Raw genomic sequence first — 22,821 nt, 5'->3', positions numbered from 1 at the left:
TTCTCAATTAATATTTTAATAAACTTAGCTTTTAACACTTTCTACTTCAATTACGCGTTTCATCGCCTGAATTTGCCCAATATGAGTAGCTTCATGTATAACGGTAAAACCTGCAAGCTCTCCATATGTCTGACAGCCGATGATCGGTTTTTCGAAAACGAGATCCAGCCGTTCGGCAGGGATTTCTTTGATGCGGGTTATTTGATCCTTTAATTGCACGATGAGCTGCTCTATTGGAGGGATTTCTCCTTTCCAGTCAGCAGGTTTTGTACCATTTCCGAATAATTCTACATAATTCACAGGAAGGTGGGTTGATAGCTGAGGGAAACCGAACATCGTTTGCTCAGTAATGGTCAACACATGACCTGCATGCCAATGTATCGTGTTATTAAAACCACCTGGCTGCACATCAATATGTTCTGGTGAAACGGGCTCTAAAATCTTAATTAAGTATTCTCTAGACCTTTCAAATTGTCTCAATAAAAGCTGATCCATCATCATATCCCCTCTCTTTTACAAAGTCATCTACATTATAACACCATATATTGGTAAATGACATAGGAGGAGAAACCTACCTATCATAGAAAGTTGTCATAGAACTTTTTTCTCAGAGATATAAATTCATCTATTCTTATAAGCGAGTTTCCGATAAAATGAAAATGGCAATTGCAGGAAGGTAGAAAAATAGTTTTCAAGAAGTACGACAACAGAAACTAAGCGTAATAAAGGAAGTGTAAAGGTTTGTTAAAACAATTGAGTGCAGACTGTGAAAATTGCTTTGGTTTGTGCTGTGTAGCTCTGCCATATGCTAAATCGGCTGATTTTCCAGTTAATAAGGATGGCGGTACCCCCTGTTCAAACCTGCAAGCGGATTATCGTTGCAGTATACATAAACATCTCAGGAAAAAAGGCTTTCGTGGCTGTGCCGCCTATGAGTGCTTTGGTGCAGGGCAAAAGGTATCCCAGGTCACATTTAGGGGAAACGATTGGCGGCAAAGCACAGCAATCGCAAAGGAAATGTTCGAGGTATTTCCTATCATGCAGCAGCTTCATGAGATGCTTTATTATTTACATGAAGCGACAAGCCGACAAGAAACCGTGCCGATTCGCACACAGTTACAGGCTGCTTTAGAAGAAACAGATAAACTCACGAAATTAAGTCCAAAATCAATCATAAACCTTGATGTCTCAGTACATCGTTCGAGTGTAAACGAACTGCTTCTTCAGACAAGTGAACTAGTACGTGCAAAGGCTTTACATTCAAAAAATAAAAAAACGCCGAAGCTAATAAGGGGAAGTGACCTTATCGGAGCTAATTTACAAGGAGCGGATCTAAGAGGTGCAAATTTAAGGGGAGCTCTGCTTATTGCAGCCGACCTCAGAAAAGCTGACATGGGAACGGCTGATCTGATCGGGGCAGATCTTAGGGATGCTGATGTAAGCGGGGCTGACCTGACAGGAAGCATCTTCCTCACTCAAGCACAGGTTAACGCGGCTAAGGGAGACATCTATACAAAATTACCGGCTTCTTTACGAACTCCAGACCATTGGCTGTAAGACGGGAGTAAGTGAATTTTATATAACTGGAGGGCTTATGATGGAAGACATAAGAAATAGAATAAGAGAAAGCAAAACACTTGTTGGACCTTTTCCAACTTTTCATGTTGATCTTGCCGGGCAATACCCTTATGAGCTTTTTCTCAACTGGTTCCAAACAGCCATAGATTATGGCGTACATGAACCCCATGCCATGACCCTTTCAACAACAGACGAATATGGCTATCCAGATGCACGGGTTCTTATTTTAAAAGATGTTGACAGTGAAGGCTGGTATTTTGCATCAAGCGCTCAAAGTAAGAAAGGCAAACAAATTGAGGCGAACCCAAAGGTTTCGTTAACGTTTTATTGGTCATTGATTGGAAGGCAGATTAGAATCCGCGGAACAGTAAAGAAAATGGGGGAAGAGCAAAGTGCAAGAGACTTTTTAAATCGCGGGCAAATCCCAAGAGCGATGGCATTGATTGAAAAACAAAGCACCGTACTATCAGACCCGCGTGATGTTGAAGAGGCATTACATAAACAGCTTCATAGAATCCAACATAATCCAACCCTAGTATCTCCTTCATGGACATTGTATAAAGTCGTTGCCGATCAGGTTGAATTTTGGCAAGCAGATGAAGAACGCAAGCATATCAGATTGCAATATCAATTAGAACATGGAAAATGGTTAAAACATTTGTTGTGGGCTTAAATAGATTGACAATAAAAGATAGAAAATAAAAAAAAGTTGATTTTCATGATTTCTCTCTTTACATATGGTACTATTAATACTAATATCTTCCATCAGGTAGAGGGGAGTAACCTACCTTACGATACAGAAAAACAGATAACGCCAATATACCTGTTGAGTATCTGTTTTTTTGTTAGGAAGGTAAATTTTTTTAGGAGGCATAAAAAATGAAAAAAGTAATGAAATTTTGCAAAAGGTTTAATCCGAGCTTGGGGGTTATATACTATGAGCCGTAGTCCACATAAAAGTAAGGAATACTTCGCGAAACAGTTGAATTATATTGATGAAAATATAAAGGAGTTAACTGAGCTTTATATCTCATCTACTCCTGTACAGGAACGATTAAAACACTTTTTTGACAGGTATGTGTTAGAAGTCGAGGACTTATTAAAAATAAATCAAAAAAATGATGTTATTTCATCATTTCCGAAAGTGTTTATTGGGACAAAGGTTACAGTATTGTATGATGAGGATAACGAAACAGAGGATTATCTCATTTGTTACCCAGAACAAACAGATCCAGATTGTGGTTATATATCCTTTTTATCTCCAGTGGGCAGGCAGCTCCTTTTAAAGAAGATCGGAGAAAAGGTATTGTTAAAGATTCCTACCGGGGACCTTTTCGTAACCATTAAAGAAATCTCATTTGCTGAAACCTTTTTAGATCTAGAAAGGAAAGAGGCTTAAATAGATATTTTGAAAGCCTTTTTATTATGATAAAAGATTGACCAACAATGAATAAATACGATTTCGGACTATAAAGGCAGCCAAAACAGCTGCCTTTTATTATATTCAAATAAGTGCACCGCGTTAAGAATGACAGGAGGGACCTCTTGTTTTTTTCTTTTGTATTAATACTTGGTTGTCTAGTGCTGTATTGTAATAAATAGGTTAAATTCTTTGAAATAAGGAGAAAGCTGCTCAAGGACAAATCACTAGATAAATTGCTGAAAAGAGCCCCTGATAAGCTCCCTCATGATTATCATGCATGAAAAAAGAAACCATTTTTGATAAAGTTAAATCAACGCAAAATAAAGTAATTAGGAGTGAAATATTATGCTTATATCTGAGCGTCATCGTTTAATATTAGAGCTTTTAAAAGAAAAAGGGAATGTTACAGTTCATGAATTAGTAGAGGTAACAAATAGCTCAGAATCCACATTGAGGCGTGACTTAGATCAATTAGAGAAGGAGCACTATTTAAAGCGCGTACATGGCGGGGCTTCACTGTTACAAAGAAAACGTGAAGAACCTAGCATGGTTGAAAAATCAACTCAGAATCTTAAAGAAAAAAACAATTTGGCAAAATATGCAGTACAACGAATTGAAGAAGGAGACTGTGTATACCTTGATGCAGGTACAACAACCTACCAAATGATCCAGCATTTAGACAAAAAGAACATTGTAGTCGTTACAAATAGAATCGACCATTTGGATGCATTGCTTGAAAAGGATATAAACACCTATATCATTGGAGGATATGTTAAAAAAGTGACAAGAGCGATGATCGGCAGCAATGCATATGAAAGCATTCAACATTATCGATTTGATAAATGCTTTATCGGAACAAATGGAATTCACCATAAACTTGGCTTTACTACTCCAGACCCTGAAGAAGCACAGCTGAAAGCAAAAGCGATCCAGCTCTCACGCGAACCATTTGTGCTTGCTGATCATACGAAATTTGGGGAAGTCTCATTTTCTAAATTTGCTGATCTCCATCAAGCTAAAATCATTACGAATGAAGAGGATTCGATGATGTTGGAAAAGTATAAGGAGAAAACGGACATTTACAGTGCAGCTTTTTTATAAGCTCTCATTCATTCTACATATATAGTTTAATTGGAGCTGAAAAGCTCTTTTTATTTTGCCTTCATTCTGCAACATCAAAAAATTTTTTCTTTTAGTTTTACAAAAGTGAGTATTTTAGGAAAATGTTTTTTGGGAATTTAGCAAGGATCAATTGAAATTAATAACAATCCTTTATTCAGTCAAAACTCGCAATAAAACGTATATAAAGGACTAGTGCCTTAAAAAGGGATAGTTAAAATTTTACATTTTTAATATAATTTACAGAATTTTCCCAATATGTTGACAATTGCAAAAGAGCATAATATAATCAAAATCAATCAAAAGTAATCAATATTAGTCAATTTCAACAAGAATATCATCATAAAAAATCATACAACCTTCACACACCACTAACATGGAAACCGCCAATAAACATACCTTTGAAAATTCTTATCATCAATTTAATCAAACAAGAACATCTTTTAAGAAACTGACATCCTATTAAAATGCCTTTAAGGAGGTGATGTAGCGACGTATTGTAAGCGTTAACAATAAGGATCGCCAATTTGGCAGGTTAATTCAAAAAATGTTTTTATCAATTTATTAATTCCTACAAGGGGGCTCACTATGAAAAAGAATACAAAAACATTATTCGTGCTAGTTTTCCTATTGATCATCACTTTAATGTCTGCATGCAGCAGTGCAAGTGAATCTTCAAGTGGCAGCGATGGACAAGAAAACGGTGACGATAAATTAACAATCGGATTAACAGTAGGTACTATGGCAAATCCATTTTTCGTTGCCATGGGAAAGGGTGCTGAAGAAGCCGGGAAAGAATTAGGCGCAGAGGTTCTTGTCGAAAGCGCCGAATATGATCTTGCAAAACAAACCTCGCAAATTGAAAACTTTATTACCAAAAAGGTCGATGTGATTTTATTAAATGCAGTTGATTCGAAGGGGATTGCTGCAGCCGTTCAACAAGCGAAGGATGCCGGCATTCCAGTCATTGCAGTTGATACAAATGCTGAGGGCGGTGTTGATGCAACGGTCACATCAGATAACTACCAAGCAGGTCAGCTTGCTGGTGAATATGTAGTTGAACAATTAAATGGAAAAGGAAACATTGTTATAATCGATGGACCGCCAGTTTCAGCTGTAACAGATCGTATTCAAGGATTTGAGGATGTGATTAAACAATCTGGAATTAAAGTAGTTGCTAAGCAAAATGGTGAAGGTAACCGTGAAAAAGCATTATCCGTTATGGAAAGCATTTTGCAAGCGAATCCATCTGGCTCAATTGACGCTGTATTTGCGATCAATGACCCTGAAGCAATCGGAGTGGAAATTGCTCAAGAGCAAGCTGGAAGAAAAGATGAGTTTTTCATTGTAGGTGTTGACGGTGCTCCTGAAGTAACAGAAGCAATGAAAAAAGAAGGAAGCTCTATTATGGCAACTTCAGCTCAATCACCTAGTGAGATGGTGAAAAAAGCAGTTGAAATTGGTATGAAAGCAAAAAATGGTGAAAAAGTTGAAGAGATGATAAAAGTGCCTGTTGAGCTTGTCACTCAAGAAACATTAGATTCTTACAAGGGTTGGTAAGCCTCCCTGATGAAAGAGGCTAATAAGGGTCTATCCCCTTATTCAGCCTTTTTAAAAAAATAACGGGTGGGATTAATGTATGGCTGTTAAAGAGATGTTACCAAAAAATCGACAAATTCATAAATTGCCGGTTCTGAGTCTTGAAGGGATAAGTAAAACATTTTCAGGTGTAAAGGTATTAAACAATGTAAGAATGGAACTTTATCCAGGAGAAGTACACGCTTTAATGGGAGAAAACGGCGCCGGGAAATCAACCTTTATGAAAATCCTTGCAGGGATCCATTCACCTGATTATGATGGCGGATCGATCTATTTTAAAGGTCAGCCTATAGCATGGAAGGACCCTGTTGATGCAAGAAATCGAGGAATAAGCGTGATCCACCAGGAGTTAAATCTCTCTCCTAATCTAACAATCAGTGAAAATATTTTAATGGGTTCAACGTTTCCGAGAAATCGCTTAGGAATGGTCAAATGGGATGAGGTACATGAACGTGCACAAATGGTGCTGGATTCAATGGGATCTAACCTGAACCCCCGTCAACTCGTTTCAACCCTGAGTGTCGCACAACAACAAATGGTCGAGATAGCACGGGCATTATCCTTTCAGGCAGAAGTTCTGATCATGGATGAACCTACAGCCTCACTGACAGATAAAGAGATTGTCATGCTGTTTAAAATTATTGAAGATTTAAAAAGGCAGGGAGTTGCAATCGTTTATATTTCTCATAGAATGGACGAAATCTTTAAGATTTCAAATCGATTCACTGTCTTGCGTGACGGTGAGTGGATTGCAAGCGGGCCGATTGAAGAGACAAGCCCTAACCACCTTGTAAAGCTGATGGTTGGACGGGATTTAAAAGATTTGTTTAATCGAACGATAGCATCTGAATCAACGCTCTCATATGGTGCTGCACCTGTTTTAGAATTGAAAAATGTTTCTGACAATACCATTGTAAAAGATGTTTCGTTTAACATTTATCCTGGTGAAATTGTTGGTTTAGCAGGACTTGTAGGTGCAGGTCGAACAGAGCTGGTTAGAGCTCTATTTGGTGCATCGGAGCTGAAAAGCGGGGAAATATACGTAGATGGCAAGGCTGTAAACATAAAATCGCCTATTGATGCGATTGCAAATGGAATTGCCCATGTGCCAGAAAGTCGCAAAGAACAAGGTTTATTTTTATCGATGTCAGTAAAAGAGAATCTGTTAATGGCAGAATTGAAAAAGCATTCCAAGTCAGGGGTCGTTCGTTGGAAACAGGTTCATGTAAGTGCCGATCAATATATAAAAGACCTAAATATAAAAATTGCCTCTCCCGATCAGCAGGTCTCACACTTGAGCGGCGGTAATCAACAAAAAGTCGTCATCGCTAAATGGCTGTCCATTGCACCAAAGGTTTTACTGCTTGATGAACCAACCCGGGGTGTTGATATTGGGGCAAAAACTGACATACACAAAATTATTTCAAAGCTTGCGGATGAGGGCTTAGCCGTATTGGTGATTTCATCTGAACTCCCGGAAGTATTGGGAATCAGTGATCGAATTCTTGTCATGTGTGAAGGGAAATTAACTGGGGAACTTTCGAGAAAGGAAGCTACACAAGAAAAAATTATGCACTTAGCTACTAGAGGGGAGTAAAGGAAAATGAAGGGAAATATTCAAACAGCTTCACCATCGCAAAGCCTGCAAGTAGGAAATATCCTTCATGGTCTATGGAATCGTTTAGGGATGATTATGATTCTATTACTATTATGTGTTGTTCTTACGTTCACAGCACCAAACTTTTTAGATACTGCCAATATGTTAAATGTATTAAAGCAGGTTTCCATTATTGCGATATTAGCTGCAGGAATGACAATTGTTATTTTAACAGGCGGAATCGATTTATCAGTTGGTTCTACAGTTGCTTTATCTGGTGTTATCTCAGTTATGGTTTCTGCTGCAGGAGTTAACCCGATACTTGCGATGTTATCAGGTGCAGCAGTAGGTTATGCAGTAGGTCTAATCAATGGCTTTTTTACAGCAAAAACGAAATTGCCATCATTTATCGTAACATTAGGAAGCTTTACATATGTTCGCGGTCTTGCATATGTCATAAGTGGCGGCTATCCAATTGTTTTGCAAAATGAAACCTTTAAATTCATTGGCGGCGGGGCTATTTTTGGAGTGCCTACCCCGATCTATATCATGCTTTTGGTGTATGGCGTGATGTTTTTTGTCCTTAAGTATACAATGTTTGGCCGCCATATTTATGCAATCGGCGGAAATGAAGAAGCAGCACGATTAACAGGAATCAAGGTTGAAAAGGCATTAATTAATGTTTATTCCATTAGCGGCTTATTAGCTGGCTTAGGCGGTGTCGTATTAGCTGGAAGATTGTATTCCGGCCAGCCGACTGCAGGGCAAATGTATGAATTAGATGCCATTGCTGCAGTTATCTTAGGCGGAACAAGTTTAACTGGAGGAAAAGGCAGAATACAAGGAACGATCATCGGGGTTTTAATTATGGGTGTTATCAGTAATGGGTTAACACTAATGGATGTGAATTATTATTGGCAGTTGGTTGTAAAAGGCGGCGTGATTGTAGCAGCCGTATTATTAGACCGTTTAAGAGGAAGCAGTGCAGCATGAACTTCACCTTGTTATTTTAATGATAAAGGAGTTTATATGAAAATGTCTATAAAAAGGAAGATTTCTGCGCTTCTAATCAGTTTAACTGTTCTTGGTTGTCCGTTTACAAGTGTTTCTGCTGCAGAGGATTCTGGGTATTATCAAGAACCTTTTCGTAATCAATTTCATTTTTCCCCTGAAGCAAACTGGATGAATGATCCAAATGGAATGGTTTATTATGACGGTGAATATCATTTGTTTTATCAGTATCATCCTTATGGGACCACATGGGGACCGATGCATTGGGGTCATGCAGTAAGTAAAGATCTTGTATATTGGAAGCATTTGCCGATTGCCTTATCACCTGATGAAAACGGTGACATTTTCTCAGGAAGCGCTGTGATCGATTGGAACAATACAGCAGGGTTTGGAAAGGAAGCAATGGTTGCCATCTTTACTCATTCAGGGGAAAAAGGCCAAGTCCAAAGTCTTGCCTATAGCCTTGATAAAGGAAGAACGTGGAAAAAGTATGAAGGGAACCCTGTAATGCCTAATCCACCTATCCCTGATTGGCGTGATCCGAAGGTTTTCTGGCATGAAGATACAAGCAAGTGGGTGATGGCGTTAACAGCCAAGGATAAGGTTATGTTTTATACGTCACCTAATTTAAAAGACTGGGAGTTTGCTAGTGAATTTGGTCCAGATGGCGGGATCCAAGCGAATAGTCTTGATCGCACCTCTTATGCGATGTCTTCGCAAGCAGGCGGATCTTTTAGCTATAATGGCGATATCACCCTTAACGAAAAGAATGGGAGAGAAGGCGCTGGCGGTCTTGTTTTTCGCGCTGACAAGGATGCGAAGAATGGATATGTGGCCAACCTGGATGCAAAAAATGATGTTGTCACATTAAGTAAAAATGTAGATGGTATTTCGAAAGAAATTGCTCGCAAACAATTAACTCTAAAAACCTCAACGACTTATCAAGTAAAGATAGATACCAATGGGGACCAAATCAAAGTTGCTGTTAACGATCAGTTTGTTATTGAAGCAAATGATCCAACTTTCGAAAGCGGTTACTATGGTTTATCTGCTTGGAATTCTACAGCAGCTTTTAGAAATGTTGAATTTACTAATAAATCAAATTTTGTGACGAACCTGTCAAAATGGAAGGTTATAGGAGGCACTTGGGAAGATACGTTAGCAGGGAAAAATGGGAGCTCTGCGGACGATGCGTTTATTATGAGCGGTCAAACGGCTGATGACTTATTATATGAAGCAGATCTCATGATTTCTGGAGATAAAGAAGGAAATGGAGCAGGCGCACTCGTTTTCCGCGCAGATGCTGATGCAAAGAATGGTTATGTTGCAAATATTGATGCATTAAATGATGTGGTCAAGCTAATGAAAATTGAAAATGGACAGATTTCAGTCTTAACTGAAAAAGCAATGAATCTTGATACAGACCAAAAATACCATTTAAAGGTTAGTACGTATGGAGAAAACATTAAAGTATATGTAGATGGTGATCTCATTCATGACATCAATGACACAACATTTTCATCTGGATATGTAGGCTTGAACATTTGGAATTCCTCAACGAATTTTCAAGATGTTCAACTAAATAAGAATATCATAACAAATGAGAAGGAAATCAAAAACCATGATTTCGAAACAGATGATTTAACTGGTTGGAATATAATTAAAGGAAATGCATTTACAAATGATCATGTGACAGATGCAGCATCCTATTGGGGCGGTCCATTTGGCCATGAAGGAAACTATCATTTATGGGGATTTTCAGATCTTCAGGGTGGAGACGATGCAACAGGTGAACTGCATTCCTCTTACTTTAAGCTGGGTGGATCTGGTGAAATTAATTTCTTATTAGGCGGTGGCAATGACATAAGCAATCGCTATGTATCATTAGTGAGAGCCTCTGATAATAAAGAATTAATTCGTCAGGCAAATACGAAATTTAATGATGAAAAATATAACAAATACGTATGGGATGCTTCTGATTATATCGGTGAAGTGCTTTATATGAAAGTGGTTGACCAAGCTGAAGGCGGCTGGGGTCATATAAATTTAGATGATGTTCATGTTTATAATGAGGGCCCTATGCCTGCAGAAGTTGACAATGTTGCAAAAGAACCTATGGAAGCTGAAATTAAGCAGAGCGGAACCCTTACAGACTGGACGGCTGTTTCAGGTGAATGGATTCCTTCTACACAGGGCAGCAACGGCGGTATTTGGGAATGTCCTGCTTTGGTTGAATTGCCAATTGATGGCGATCCGACAAAAACAAAGTGGGTGCTGCAAGTAAGTTTAAATGATGGAGCCCCTGCTGGCGGGTCTGGTATGCAATATTTTGTCGGCAGTTTTGACGGAAAAACATTCAAAAATGAGAATCCGTCTGATCAGGTATTATGGACTGATTACGGAGCAGACTACTATGCTGCAGTTGAATGGAGCGGAACCCAGGGCGAGAATGGCGAGAAATATTGGCTTGGCTGGATGAGCAACTGGCACTACGCCAACAATACACCAACATCATCTTGGAGAAGTTCAATGAGCTTGCCTCGTAAGATGGAGCTTACTCAAACGGAAGATGGTGTGCGTTTAAAACAAACGCCGGTTTCGATCAATTCAATTCGTGACAAGAGCAAGAAAGTATCTTATAAAAATAAAGTGATTTCAAATAAGAGCAATCTTTTAGATGATTTTTCGGGAGATGCTTTTGAAATGATTGCTGAATTTGATGTCTCTAATACAAAGTCAACTGAATTTGGATTTGAAGTGCGTAAAGGCTCTGCAGATGAGTATACAAAAATAGGCTATGACGTTGCGAACAAGCAATTATTTGTTGACCGAACGAAATCGGATTCTTTTGATTATGGCAGCGATGTTTTAGAGATGCATGAAGGTCCTCTATCTGTGTCAGATGGAACAGTGAAAATGCATATCTTTGTCGATCGTTCTGCTGTTGAAGTGTTTGGCAACAATGGAGAGACAGTTATTACTGATCAAATCTTCCCTAGTCCAACAAGCAAAGGAGTTAAGATTTATAGTAAGGATGGAAATGTAACATTAAAAACTTTGGATATCTATCCATTAAAGAGCATCTGGAAAAAAAGCGGATTTATATCAACCTTAACTGGTTGGAAAACAATAAATGGCAGGTGGACAGATACAATTGCAGGAAAACAGGGACAAAGCAGTGGGGATGCATTTATTTTATCGAATGAAGCGGGAGGCAATTTTAAGTATGAAGCAGACATAAAAATTCTTGATACGGACTCCCATCCAAATGATCCTAATAAAGATACAGTTGGAAATTTAGTAGGTGCGGGAGCATTGATTTTTCGCTCAGATTCAGAAGCGAAAAACTTGTATGCTGTCAATATTGATGTGAAAAATAATGTTGTCAAACTAATCAAATTTGTAAATGGTGTCGGCCATGGCCTTGCTTCTTATAACAATAAAGGAAACCTTAACCTGCAAGCAAATGAAACCTATCATCTTACAGTAGTAGCTGCAGGTGATAACATTAAGGCTTACTTAGATGGAAAACTTGTCATTGACGCAAATGACAAAACCTATAAAGAAGGATACTTTGGACTGAATGTCTGGGATTCAACGGCAGTGTTTAACAACGTAAAAACCAAGTTAACGGAATCAAGGGAATAGGGTGGAACTTTAAGGGTAGGGTTTTACAGTCCGTTTAGAATAGGATCATGATCTCCCCCAATCATCATAAAAATGACGAATGATTTTTGTTCATAAGCATATACATGGTACAAGGATGATTGGGGGAGTAGCTATGAAAGAAATTTTATTTTTAATTGTCGTGCTTTTGCTGTTAAGTTTTATTACGGGATTTAGAATGCTCATTGATGTATGGGGCAAAAAATACAGATATAAGAGCTCATGGGAGATGCTCTATTCACAAGATGAAAAAGGCAAGACACGGAATAGGACATTAAAACATTATGGAAAATGAGAGGCAAAGCAGGAGGGTGCTCCTGTTTTTTTCTAATATTAGAATTTATATATTTTCTTAACATAGCTTGCGTTTCTGAATCTAGCTCCAGGCGCCATCGGCGAAGCACAGGACGTGCAAGTGCAGTCAAGAGATAAGGCCGCCCTAGTTTTTGACTGCCTCTAGGGTCTAGTCAAACAGGAATTGAAGGTAAAGAACACCTTCTATTCCTGTTTGACTTATGCTCGTCGCCGAATGCTTAGCGCCTTGCGCTTTTTTTATTTGTCTAAAATCACAAAGATGGTTGCCCTGCATATTAATTGATTAGACGAATAGATAACAAATTGTTCTTTGCTTATCTTTATAGTATAGTTGAAACACGAACATATTAAAAAGAGGTTATTGCGAATGAGCTTACAACAAGAAATAAATAAACGACGGACGTTTGCCATCATCTCACACCCTGATGCTGGGAAAACGACCTTAACAGAAAAGCTGTTATATTTTGGTCAGGTAATTCGATCAACTGGTACAGTAAAAGGGAAAAAAACAGGTAAATATGCTGCATCAGACTGGATGGAGATCGAAAAGAAGCGTGGGATCTCGGTTACATCGAGTGTCATGAGCTTCCCATACCATGAGTTTCATGTCAATATTTTGGACACACCGGGACATGAAGATTTTAGTGAAGACACGTACCGTACATTAACGGCTGTTGATAGTGTCGTGATGATTATTGATTCCACAAAAGGTGTGGAGCCGCAAACGATTAAGCTATTTAAGGTTTGCCGGATGAGAGGGATACCGATCTTTACCTTTATTAATAAGCTTGACCGCGAAGGAAGGGAGCCGTTGGAGCTGCTTTCGGAAATCGAGGAAGTGCTTGGGATCGAGTCCTATCCAATGAACTGGCCGATTGGGATGGGGAAACGATTTTTAGGAATATACGATCGTTTTAACGACCGTATCGTTCAGTTTAAAGGTGAAGAGGAAGAAGAAAACATTCCTTTGCAGGATATTGCGAGCCATGGTATAGAAGAACATCCTGTATACCAAGAAACATTAGGGGAAATCGAGCTTCTTGAGGAAGCGGGAAATGAATTTTCTCCTGAGCGAGTAAAAAAAGGTGAGTTAACGCCGGTGTTTTTCGGCAGTGCGTTAGCAAATTTTGGTGTGCAGACCTTTTTTGATACCTTCCTGCAATTTGCTGCACAGCCGCAGCCGCGTAAAACAAACCAAGGCTTAGTGGAGCCGCAGACAAATCAATTCTCAGGCTATATTTTCAAAATCCAAGCGAATATGAACCCGGCTCACCGTGATCGGATTGCGTTTTTACGCGTTTGTTCAGGGAAATTTGAACGGGGCATGAGCGTAAATCTTAGCCGGACAAATAAAACAATTAAGCTGAATCAAACCCAAGCGTTTATGGCAAAGGACCGTGATACGGTTGATGAAGCCTATCCGGGAGATATCATTGGAATATATGATCCAAACATTTATCAAATTGGTGATACCTTAATTGAAGGAAAAGGCCAATATCACTATGAAGAACTGCCACAATTCCCGCCTGAGTTATTTAGACGGGTCCAAGCGAAAAACGTCATGAAGGCAAAGCAGTTCAGAAAAGGGATCGAACAGCTTGTTCAAGAAGGTGCGATCCAATTATTCAGACAGGATCTCAATGATTCCATTATTTTAGGAGCAGTTGGACAGCTGCAGTTTGAGGTATTTGAATACAGAATGAAGGCCGAATACAATGTCGAATTGGAATTCACATCACTTGGCGAGAGAATCCCGCGCTGGATTAAAAATGAAAAGTTTGAAAAACGATTCTTTGATTCAAGAAGCATGTTAGTTCGCGACCGCTATGGCGCTTATGCTGTCCTATTTGAAAATGAATTTACGCTAAGATATTTCTTAGAAAATCAAAAGGATATTGAACTGGTCGATCTATTTGAAGAAAATGACTATCAAGGTGTTACATCATAACGATTATGACAGGCTAATTCCTATTTGGAGTTAGCCTCTTTCATTGGCAGCGTGGTATGATGGTGATGGAAGACTAGTAGCTGCAAGCTTGCAAGAACGGGGGACTAAAATTGCAGATCATTCAAGCAACCTTAAAAGACATTGACGATGCTTCATCACTTTTTAATGAATACAGAGTATTTTATGGCCAGCAATCGGATATTGCTGGTGCTAAAGCGTTTATTGAAGAGCGGATAAAGAAAAAAGAATCAGTTATCTATTTAGCGGTGGATAAGGGAAAACCAATGGGCTTTATACAGTTATACCCAATCTTTACATCAGTTGGCATGAAACGAAAGTGGCTGCTGAACGATTTATTTGTTGGGGAAGCTTATCGTCGGAACGGTGTAGCCAGAGCATTAATGTACCAGGCAAAGGCATTGGCACAACAAGCAAATGCTGCCGGGATCCTGTTGGAAACAATGAAGGACAATACGAAGGCTCAAGCTCTTTATGAAAGCTTAGGTTATAAAAAAGAGGATTCCGTGTATTTCTATAATCTATCACTATAGCGTAAAGGAGAATAAATATGGTATTAAAAGTAATCCTAGCGCTGTTCCTTCCCTTTTTATTAGTGGTCCTCTTTACGCGAGTAAGTTATAACCACTATGTAGGAACGGCGCTAACAGCGGCACTGCTCATTGCTTCTTACATAAAAGGATATACATATAATCCATTTATTATTGCATTGGACATTTCCTCCCTTACAGCCGGATTTTTCTATGCACGAAAAATGAAAGCAGCATTATTAAAAAAGTAAGAGGTTTGCGCACAGCCAAAACGAGATATACTTATATAGAAGGAAGGGAGCTACCAAATGGTGCTTCTTTTTTCATTGCCGGGAAATTATAAAATTCTTGAACTATGGATAAGCGCTTTGACATCCAGCTCCAGCGCCTAGCCCCTCGAGGTCATAAGCCAATTTAGAATTGAAGGCAAAGAGCGCCTTCTATTCTAAATCGTCTTATGCTTGTCGGGGCTGAACGAGGCGCTTACGCTTTTGTTCTTGATTCAAAGAAATATGTAGTTGTAAGATTATTTTTATAAGTTGCAAAAATGCCCATGATTTCTTACATAATCAAAATAAAAAACCTGTTTAACAATATACACGATAAAAAAATACGAACTATAGTTCGTATTTTTAGTGATTTTCCATTTATTTGTGGTAAACTATTACTACCAGAAACTTTCTGAATGGAGGCTTATGCGTGAGCGAGCAATTTGAATTAGTCTCGAAATACAAGCCGCAGGGTGATCAGCCTGCGGCAATAAAGTCATTAGTCGCTGGAATTCAGCAAGGAAAAAAACATCAAACATTGCTAGGTGCAACGGGAACAGGGAAAACCTTCACTGTTTCCAATGTCATAAAAGAAGTAAACAAACCAACATTGGTGATTGCCCATAATAAAACGTTAGCAGGACAACTCTACAGCGAGTTTAAGGAATTTTTCCCGAACAATGCTGTTGAGTATTTTGTCAGTTATTATGATTATTATCAGCCTGAGGCCTATGTTCCGCAAACAGATACCTTTATCGAAAAGGATGCAAGCATTAATGATGAAATCGATAAGCTTCGCCACTCAGCCACATCTGCTTTATTCGAACGCAAGGATGTCATCATTATTGCCAGTGTATCCTGTATTTACGGCCTCGGTTCTCCAGAGGAATATAGAGAGCTTGTTGTGAGCTTGCGAACAGGCATGGAGATAGAACGGAACCAGCTGCTTCGGAAGCTCGTTGACGTTCAATATGAACGGAATGATATCGACTTTCGAAGAGGTACCTTCCGCGTACGCGGAGATGTTGTTGAAATTTTCCCGGCTTCCCGGGATGAGCAGTGTATTCGCGTTGAATTTTTCGGAGATGAAATTGACCGGATTCGCGAGGTTGATGCATTAACAGGCGAAATTTTAGGCGAACGGGAGCATGTTGCGATCTTCCCTGCCTCTCACTTCGTAACAAGAGATGAAAAGATGCAAAAGGCAATCCTCAATATTGAGGCAGAGCTTGAGGAACGTTTAAAGGACATGCGGGAAAACGGCAAGCTGCTGGAAGCGCAGCGTCTTGAGCAGCGAACAAGATATGATCTGGAAATGATGAGAGAAATGGGCTTTTGTTCAGGGATTGAGAACTATTCACGCCATCTCACACTTCGTCCGGCAGGGTCAACACCTTATACCTTGCTGGATTTCTTTCCAGACGACTTTTTAATTGTCATTGATGAGTCACATGTTACCCTACCTCAAATCAGGGGTATGTATAATGGTGACCAAGCGCGGAAGCAAGTGCTGGTGGATCACGGTTTCCGTCTGCCTTCAGCCTTAGATAACCGCCCGCTTCGTTTTGAAGAATTTGAAAAGCATATTCATAATATTGTCTACGTCTCAGCGACACCAGGCCCATATGAACTTGAACATACCCCAGAGATGATCGAGCAGATCATTCGTCCGACAGGCTTGCTTGATCCGACGATCGATGTGCGTCCAATTGAAGGACAGATCGATGATTTAATTGGTGAAATTCAGGCAAGGGTCGCGAAAAATCAACGTGTGCTAATTACGACGTTAACGAAAAAAATGTCTGAGGATTTAACCGACTATTTAAAAGAAATTGGCATTAAGGTTAATTACTTGCATTCTGAAATCAAAACATTAGAACGGATTGAAATCATCAGAGAACTACGCCTTGGAAAATATGATGTTTTAATTGGAATTAACCTGTTAAGAGAAGGGCTTGATATTCCGGAAGTCTCCTTAGTAGCGATTCTGGATGCCGATAAGGAAGGATTTTTGCGATCAGAGCGATCGCTTATCCAAACCATTGGCCGTGCTGCACGGAATGCAGATGGCCATGTCATCATGTATGCCGATAAAATGACTAACTCGATGGAATTGGCCATTAATGAAACGAAGCGACGCCGGGAAATCCAGCAGGCGTTCAATGAAAAGCATGGCATCACACCAATGACGATTCAAAAGGAAATTCGTGATGTCATTCGGGCAACAATGGCTGCAGAGGAGCAGGAGCAGTACGAAACAGCAGGAGAAAACAAATTAGCGAAAATGACGAAAAAGGAACGCGACAAGGTTATTTCCGAAATGGAAAACGAGATGAAGGAAGCGGCAAAGGCGTTAAACTTCGAGCGTGCCGCAGAGTTGCGTGATTTAATACTAGAGCTTAAAGCGGAAGGATGAAACGAGTATGGCAATGGAACATATCGTTGTGAAAGGAGCACGTGCTCACAATTTAAAAAATATTGATGTGACCATTCCGCGGGATAAGCTTGTTGTGCTGACAGGGTTGTCAGGCTCAGGAAAATCATCCCTTGCGTTTGATACGATTTATGCAGAGGGACAACGGCGCTATGTTGAATCCTTATCAGCCTACGCCCGCCAATTTCTTGGACAAATGGATAAACCTGATGTTGATGCGATCGAAGGGCTGTCTCCAGCCATTTCGATCGATCAAAAAACAACGAGCCGCAATCCCAGGTCAACGGTCGGAACCGTAACCGAAATTTATGACTATTTGCGACTTCTCTATGCAAGAGTCGGCCGCCCAACCTGTCCGATTCATGGCAATGAGATTTCTTCGCAAACGATTGAACAAATGGTAGACCGAATCTTGGAATACCCTGAACGAACAAAGCTCCAAATTCTTGCACCTGTCGTTTCAGGAAGAAAAGGGGCCCATGTAAAGGTTTTTGAAGATATTAAAAAGCAAGGCTATGTTCGTGTTCGTGTTGACGGTGAAATGATGGAGCTTGCTGATGAAATTGAATTGGATAAAAATAAGAAGCATTCGATCGAGGTTGTCATCGACCGGATTGTCGTAAAAGAGGGGATTGCTTCACGCCTGGCAGATTCCCTGGAATCAGCCTTACAGCTTGGAGAAGGCAAGGTGATTATTGATGTTATCGGCGAAGAAGAGCTTTTATTCAGTGAGCACCATGCCTGCCCGCAGTGCGGTTTTTCCATCGGTGAACTTGAACCGAGGATGTTCTCCTTTAACAGCCCGTTTGGTGCATGTCCTGAATGTGATGGCCTTGGAACAAAGCTTGAGGTAGATCTCGACCTTATTATTCCGAATAAAGAGCTTACCCTGCGTGAAAATGCAATAGCACCATGGGAACCGACAAGCTCACAATATTATCCGCAAATGCTTGAGGCAGTTTGCAACCATTATGGCATTGATATGGATACACCAGTAAAGGACATACCAAAGCATTTGCTTGATAAAATCCTATTTGGCAGCAATGGTGAACAAATCTATTTCCGTTATGAAAATGATTTTGGCCAAATCAGGGAGAATTATATTCAATTCGAAGGTGTTGTCCGCAATGTGGAACGCCGTTATAAAGAAACAAGCTCAGACTATATCCGCGAGCAAATGGAAAAATATATGGGTCAGCAAAACTGTCCTACCTGTAAAGGGCATCGCTTAAAGCAAGAAACACTTGCTGTCTTAATTGACGGCAAACATATTGGTGAAATCACGAAACTATCTGTTCAGGATTCACTATCGTTCTTTCAACACATAGCCCTAACAGAGAAGGAAATGACAATTGCAAACTTAATCTTAAAAGAAATAAGCGAGCGCTTAGGCTTTTTAAATAATGTCGGACTCGATTATTTAACACTTAACCGTGCAGCCGGGACATTATCCGGCGGTGAGGCACAGCGGATTCGTCTTGCCACGCAAATTGGTTCCAGGTTAACAGGTGTGCTGTACATACTTGATGAGCCCTCAATCGGATTGCATCAGCGCGACAATGACCGTCTCATCCAAACCATGCAAAATATGCGTGATATCGGCAATACGTTAATAGTCGTGGAACATGATGAAGATACAATGATGGCCGCTGATTATTTAATCGATATTGGCCCAGGCGCAGGGATACATGGCGGAGAAATTATTTCTGCCGGTAAGCCTGAAGAGGTGATGAATGATAACAACTCCTTAACCGGGCAATACTTGTCAGGGAAGAAATTTATTCCGCTTCCATATGAACGAAAAAAACCTGATGGCCGCTATATTGAAATTAAAGGTGCCAAGGAAAATAACCTGAAAAACGTCGGTGTGAAGTTCCCTCTAGGGACATTTATTGCCGTAACTGGTGTTTCCGGTTCAGGGAAAAGTACATTGGTCAATGAAATTCTTCATAAATCGCTCGCCCAAAAGCTTCACAATGCCAAAGCAAAGCCTGGCGAGCATAAAGAAGTAAAAGGAATCGAGCATCTTGAAAAGGTTATTGATATTGACCAATCACCAATTGGCCGAACACCGCGTTCCAATCCTGCTACATATACAGGTGTGTTTGATGATATTCGCGATGTATTTGCAGCAACAAATGAAGCGAAGGTTCGCGGCTATAAGAAAGGCCGCTTTAGCTTCAATGTGAAGGGCGGCCGCTGTGAGGCCTGCCGTGGTGATGGGATTATTAAAATTGAAATGCACTTCCTTCCAGACGTTTACGTCCCTTGTGAGGTTTGCCATGGCAAACGTTACAATCGTGAAACACTGGAGGTTACGTATAAAGGGAAAAACATTGCGGATATTCTTGAAATGACGGTAGAGGATGCTGTGTCATTCTTTGAAAACATTCCGAAAATTAAACGGAAGCTGCAAACGATCTTAGATGTCGGTCTGGGCTATATCAAACTTGGACAGCCAGCGACAACTTTATCAGGCGGTGAAGCGCAAAGGGTAAAACTTGCCTCAGAACTTCACAGACGTTCAAATGGAAAATCATTATATATTCTTGACGAACCAACAACAGGGCTACACGTCCATGACATAGCCCGATTATTGAAGGTGCTGCAGCGGTTAGTCGAAAACGGTGATACCGTCTTGGTCATTGAACATAATCTTGATGTAATCAAAGCAGCAGACTATCTTGTCGATATGGGCCCTGAAGGCGGCGACAAAGGCGGACAAGTCGTCGGTGTCGGAACACCCGAGGACATTATGAACAATGACAAATCATATACAGGAAAGTATCTAAAACCAATCATTGAACGTGACCGTGAGCGAATGAGAAAACTTATTAAAGAAAAAGAAGAGGTTGCTCAATAAAAGCAGCCTTATGTTTAGTCATAATGAGAGCATTGAAAAATCCATCGATGCTCTCTTTTTTATATAGTATAAAATTTCAAAAAGCTTTTTAAAATCCATTTTTTCATTTCAACACATAAAAAGGGCTGCCCCAATTCTTTCGAGACAGCTACACAATGTGCGGAATGAGTAGAATACTTTGGATATTTATTATTGCAGTTATTGTAAGCGATATCAATATTAAAAAAATGGAAACAATGAAACACCCAGTGAATGATCTTTTCCGCTAAAAAAGATAATCTGAAACCTATTCTTCTTTCATACGTATTAAAGATAAGGAGAGTGAAAGAAAAATTGGATAAAACAAATAAAGTGTTAGCATCCATCAACTATTTTAGTGTGTTTTTTGCTCCGTTTCTTTTACCAATTGTAATTTATTTTATTGTTGACCACAGAGAAGTGAAGAAACATGCCAAAAAGGCGCTTGTTTCACACATATTTCCATTTTTATCAATTCTTGCAGTCATCGGAGCAATCATCTTTAGCAGTTTCACTAATTTGTCTGAAGCGGCCTATTTAACAATCTTTTTTGGCGGCTTCATCGTTGTCGGATTGATCAATCTAATTGTGTTTATTTGGAACCTTGTAAAAGGCATTAAGCTATTAACAACGATATAAAATTTATATAGGAGAGTCAAAGGGGAGGATGAACCATGAAAGAGCAAAAAATTCGTATCTTAAAGCTAGTGGAACAAGGGAAGCTTTCTGCAGATGAGGCCCTATCCTTAATCGAAGCATTAGATTCTGATGAGCAAAAAAAGGAAGAGAAAATAACGGCTTTGTCAACGGAAGTAATTGATTTTACATCACAAGATCATGCTGGCCAATCAAATGAAAAGCAAGCGTCATTAGGGGCTAAGCTCATGGATTGGGTGGACACAGCTGTTAAAAAGGTAAAAGAACTCGATCTTGACCTAAATTTTGGTAAGTCGATTGACATTCAGCATGTTTTTCAGTTTAATGGTTCAGCCTTTCATGACCTTGATATCCAGCTTCCGAATGGCAGTGTGAATCTTCAGCCATGGAATGAAAGGGATATTAGGGTGGAATGCAATGCAAAGATCTATAGAGCTGAAAATATCGAACAGGCAAGAGAAGCCTTTTTATCAGAAGTAGAATGTCATGTAGAAGGAAATCGCTTTATTTTTCATTCAGATAAAAAGACAATGAAGCTGAATACGATTGTTTATGTTCCGGAGCAAGCATATGACCAAATTAAAATTAAGCTGTTTAATGGTCCTATAAGAGGGGAAAATGTAAAAGTAAATACTATAAAAGCAAAGACGGCAAATGGAATGATCTCATTTTCAGCCATCAATGGGAAAAAAGGTGAGTTTGAAACGGCAAATGGGCAAATTAAGCTTTCAAGCTCCAGGTACGAAAAAATTGAGGTTGAATCCATTACAGGCTTAGTCCAGTTTAAAGGTTCATCTGACAAAATCGATGCCCAAAGCTTTAATGGTAATCTTCAAATAACCTTGGAGGATCGTGCGTGTGAAGCATTGTATGCGAAAACGACAACAGGGAATATTGAAGTCAATGTACCTGAGGAAAGCAAAGTAATCGGTGTGCTCAAATCAAATTTAGGTACTCTGTCTGCCCAGCTAAAGGATGTAGACGTGTCATTTGAAAAAAATGAAACGATCCAAAAAGAGCTTAAATTCCGCACATCACCTGAAACCAATTTCTCACTATTTGCCGACTCGAAGACAGGATCAATATTAATCAAAAATACGTAAGGGTGAAGGCAATGAAAAAATTATACAGGTCTCGTTCAGACCGTAAGCTATCAGGCGTGCTTGGAGGGTTATCCGATTATTTGGGCATTGATGCCTCCATCTTAAGAATTTTGTTTGTCATCTTATTAATACCGACCGGCTTTTTTCCATTAGGTATTATCTATCTTGCCTGGATCTTCTTAGTCCCTGAAGAGTCGGATGTTAGGTAGTATGATTAGGTGGATTGTCAGTATTCTTGTTAATGCCTTAATATTACTTGTTGTATCAGGCTATTTTGACTCCTTTTATTTAAGTGGGATAGGAGCTGCATTAGGAGCAAGCTTTATCCTTTCCATTCTAAATGTGTTCATCAAGCCATTTCTCATTTTGCTTACCCTGCCAGTAACATTTGTGACATTAGGATTATTTCTTTTTGTCATCAATGCGGTGACGTTAATGATCACAGAAGGACTGATGGGTGATGCGTTTAATATTGATGGATTTGGGACAGCGATCCTCGCTGCTATCGTGATTGCCCTCTTCCATCTCATGATTCAAAAAGGGATCATCGAGCCATTGCGAAAGAAAAAAGAATAAATAAAAGCAGAGTTTCTCTGCTTTTTATTTTTGTTGTATTTCATCCAGGTTTTCCCAACTTCCATTTTAGTTATCTACTGGTAAAATCACTAAAAAC

Annotated in this window: 19 protein-coding genes and 1 pseudogene; 19 read left to right on the top strand and 1 reads right to left on the bottom strand. The window is 39.6% G+C overall.

Annotation, left to right across the window (positions count from 1 at the left end):
- Positions 1-24: 24 nt before the first annotated feature.
- Entirely contained in the window at positions 25-495 is a 471-nt protein-coding gene (locus ACSVDH_RS25910; RefSeq protein ID WP_439250332.1) for a DinB family protein, read from the bottom strand.
- 246 nt (positions 496-741) lie between these two features.
- Here ACSVDH_RS25910 and ACSVDH_RS25905 point away from each other — a divergent pair, with 246 nt between their 5' ends.
- The 19 genes and pseudogenes from ACSVDH_RS25905 to ACSVDH_RS25815 all read left to right on the top strand — a co-directional run bounded on the left by ACSVDH_RS25905 (position 742) and on the right by ACSVDH_RS25815 (position 22,724).
- Positions 742-1,557 (top strand): pentapeptide repeat-containing protein, encoded by an 816-nt coding sequence (locus ACSVDH_RS25905; protein WP_439250331.1) that lies wholly within the window; start codon positions 742-744, stop codon positions 1,555-1,557.
- A gap of 40 nt (positions 1,558-1,597) precedes the next feature.
- The gene (locus tag ACSVDH_RS25900) at positions 1,598-2,251 is read left to right on the top strand and encodes a pyridoxine/pyridoxamine 5'-phosphate oxidase (protein WP_439250330.1); all 654 of its coding nucleotides are present in this window, start codon (positions 1,598-1,600) and stop codon (positions 2,249-2,251) included.
- 264 nt (positions 2,252-2,515) lie between these two features.
- The gene (locus tag ACSVDH_RS25895; protein ID WP_439250328.1) at positions 2,516-2,977 is read left to right on the top strand and encodes a GreA/GreB family elongation factor; all 462 of its coding nucleotides are present in this window, start codon (positions 2,516-2,518) and stop codon (positions 2,975-2,977) included.
- A 369-nt stretch (positions 2,978-3,346) separates the two neighbouring features.
- Positions 3,347-4,102, top strand: coding sequence for a DeoR/GlpR family DNA-binding transcription regulator (locus ACSVDH_RS25890; protein ID WP_439250326.1), 756 nt, complete (start codon positions 3,347-3,349; stop codon positions 4,100-4,102).
- Positions 4,103-4,708: 606 nt separating this feature from the next.
- The gene (locus ACSVDH_RS25885) at positions 4,709-5,680 is read left to right on the top strand and encodes an ABC transporter substrate-binding protein (protein WP_439250324.1); all 972 of its coding nucleotides are present in this window, start codon (positions 4,709-4,711) and stop codon (positions 5,678-5,680) included.
- A gap of 79 nt (positions 5,681-5,759) precedes the next feature.
- Complete coding sequence (locus ACSVDH_RS25880; RefSeq protein WP_439250322.1) at positions 5,760-7,316, top strand: sugar ABC transporter ATP-binding protein; 1,557 nt, start codon at positions 5,760-5,762, stop codon at positions 7,314-7,316.
- 6 nt (positions 7,317-7,322) lie between these two features.
- The gene (locus ACSVDH_RS25875) at positions 7,323-8,309 is read left to right on the top strand and encodes an ABC transporter permease subunit (RefSeq protein WP_518617444.1); all 987 of its coding nucleotides are present in this window, start codon (positions 7,323-7,325) and stop codon (positions 8,307-8,309) included.
- A 48-nt stretch (positions 8,310-8,357) separates the two neighbouring features.
- Positions 8,358-9,404 (top strand): annotated as a pseudogene (locus tag ACSVDH_RS25870) (glycoside hydrolase family 32 protein); the annotation flags it as partial.
- A 30-nt stretch (positions 9,405-9,434) separates the two neighbouring features.
- Positions 9,435-11,975 carry a GH32 C-terminal domain-containing protein gene (locus ACSVDH_RS25865; protein WP_518618378.1) on the top strand — a complete coding sequence of 847 codons (2,541 nt, stop codon included), beginning with the start codon at positions 9,435-9,437 and terminating at the stop codon, positions 11,973-11,975.
- 133 nt (positions 11,976-12,108) lie between these two features.
- The gene (locus tag ACSVDH_RS25860) at positions 12,109-12,288 is read left to right on the top strand and encodes a hypothetical protein (RefSeq protein WP_439252569.1); all 180 of its coding nucleotides are present in this window, start codon (positions 12,109-12,111) and stop codon (positions 12,286-12,288) included.
- Between the two features lie 387 nt (positions 12,289-12,675).
- On the top strand, positions 12,676-14,256 hold the full coding sequence (locus ACSVDH_RS25855; protein WP_439252570.1) for a peptide chain release factor 3: 1,581 nt from the start codon (positions 12,676-12,678) through the stop codon (positions 14,254-14,256).
- Between the two features lie 110 nt (positions 14,257-14,366).
- Positions 14,367-14,807: a GNAT family N-acetyltransferase gene (locus tag ACSVDH_RS25850; RefSeq protein ID WP_439252571.1), complete on the top strand. Its 441-nt coding sequence runs from the start codon at positions 14,367-14,369 to the stop codon at positions 14,805-14,807.
- 17 nt (positions 14,808-14,824) lie between these two features.
- Positions 14,825-15,055, top strand: coding sequence for a DUF2198 family protein (locus tag ACSVDH_RS25845; RefSeq protein WP_299093814.1), 231 nt, complete (start codon positions 14,825-14,827; stop codon positions 15,053-15,055).
- A 448-nt stretch (positions 15,056-15,503) separates the two neighbouring features.
- Entirely contained in the window at positions 15,504-17,489 is a 1,986-nt protein-coding gene (gene uvrB, locus ACSVDH_RS25840; protein ID WP_439252572.1) for an excinuclease ABC subunit UvrB, read from the top strand.
- A gap of 7 nt (positions 17,490-17,496) precedes the next feature.
- Entirely contained in the window at positions 17,497-20,370 is a 2,874-nt protein-coding gene (gene uvrA, locus ACSVDH_RS25835) for an excinuclease ABC subunit UvrA (protein ID WP_439252573.1), read from the top strand.
- A gap of 321 nt (positions 20,371-20,691) precedes the next feature.
- Positions 20,692-21,027 (top strand): magnetosome magnetite crystal formation protein family, encoded by a 336-nt coding sequence (locus tag ACSVDH_RS25830; protein WP_439252574.1) that lies wholly within the window; start codon positions 20,692-20,694, stop codon positions 21,025-21,027.
- 35 nt (positions 21,028-21,062) lie between these two features.
- Positions 21,063-22,148, top strand: a complete 1,086-nt coding sequence (locus tag ACSVDH_RS25825) for a DUF4097 family beta strand repeat-containing protein (RefSeq protein ID WP_439252575.1) — start codon at positions 21,063-21,065, stop codon at positions 22,146-22,148.
- Between the two features lie 11 nt (positions 22,149-22,159).
- Positions 22,160-22,357 carry a PspC domain-containing protein gene (locus ACSVDH_RS25820; RefSeq protein WP_299093819.1) on the top strand — a complete coding sequence of 66 codons (198 nt, stop codon included), beginning with the start codon at positions 22,160-22,162 and terminating at the stop codon, positions 22,355-22,357.
- Position 22,358: 1 nt separating this feature from the next.
- Complete coding sequence (locus tag ACSVDH_RS25815; RefSeq protein WP_439252576.1) at positions 22,359-22,724, top strand: phage holin family protein; 366 nt, start codon at positions 22,359-22,361, stop codon at positions 22,722-22,724.
- Positions 22,725-22,821 lie beyond the last annotated feature (97 nt).

Origin of the sequence: Metabacillus sp. Hm71, assembly GCF_051842955.2 — a bacterium.
Lineage (GTDB): Bacteria > Bacillota > Bacilli > Bacillales > Bacillaceae > Metabacillus.
The sequence above is the reverse complement of the archived record's forward strand: the minus strand, read 5'-3'. Positions and strand labels throughout refer to the sequence as shown.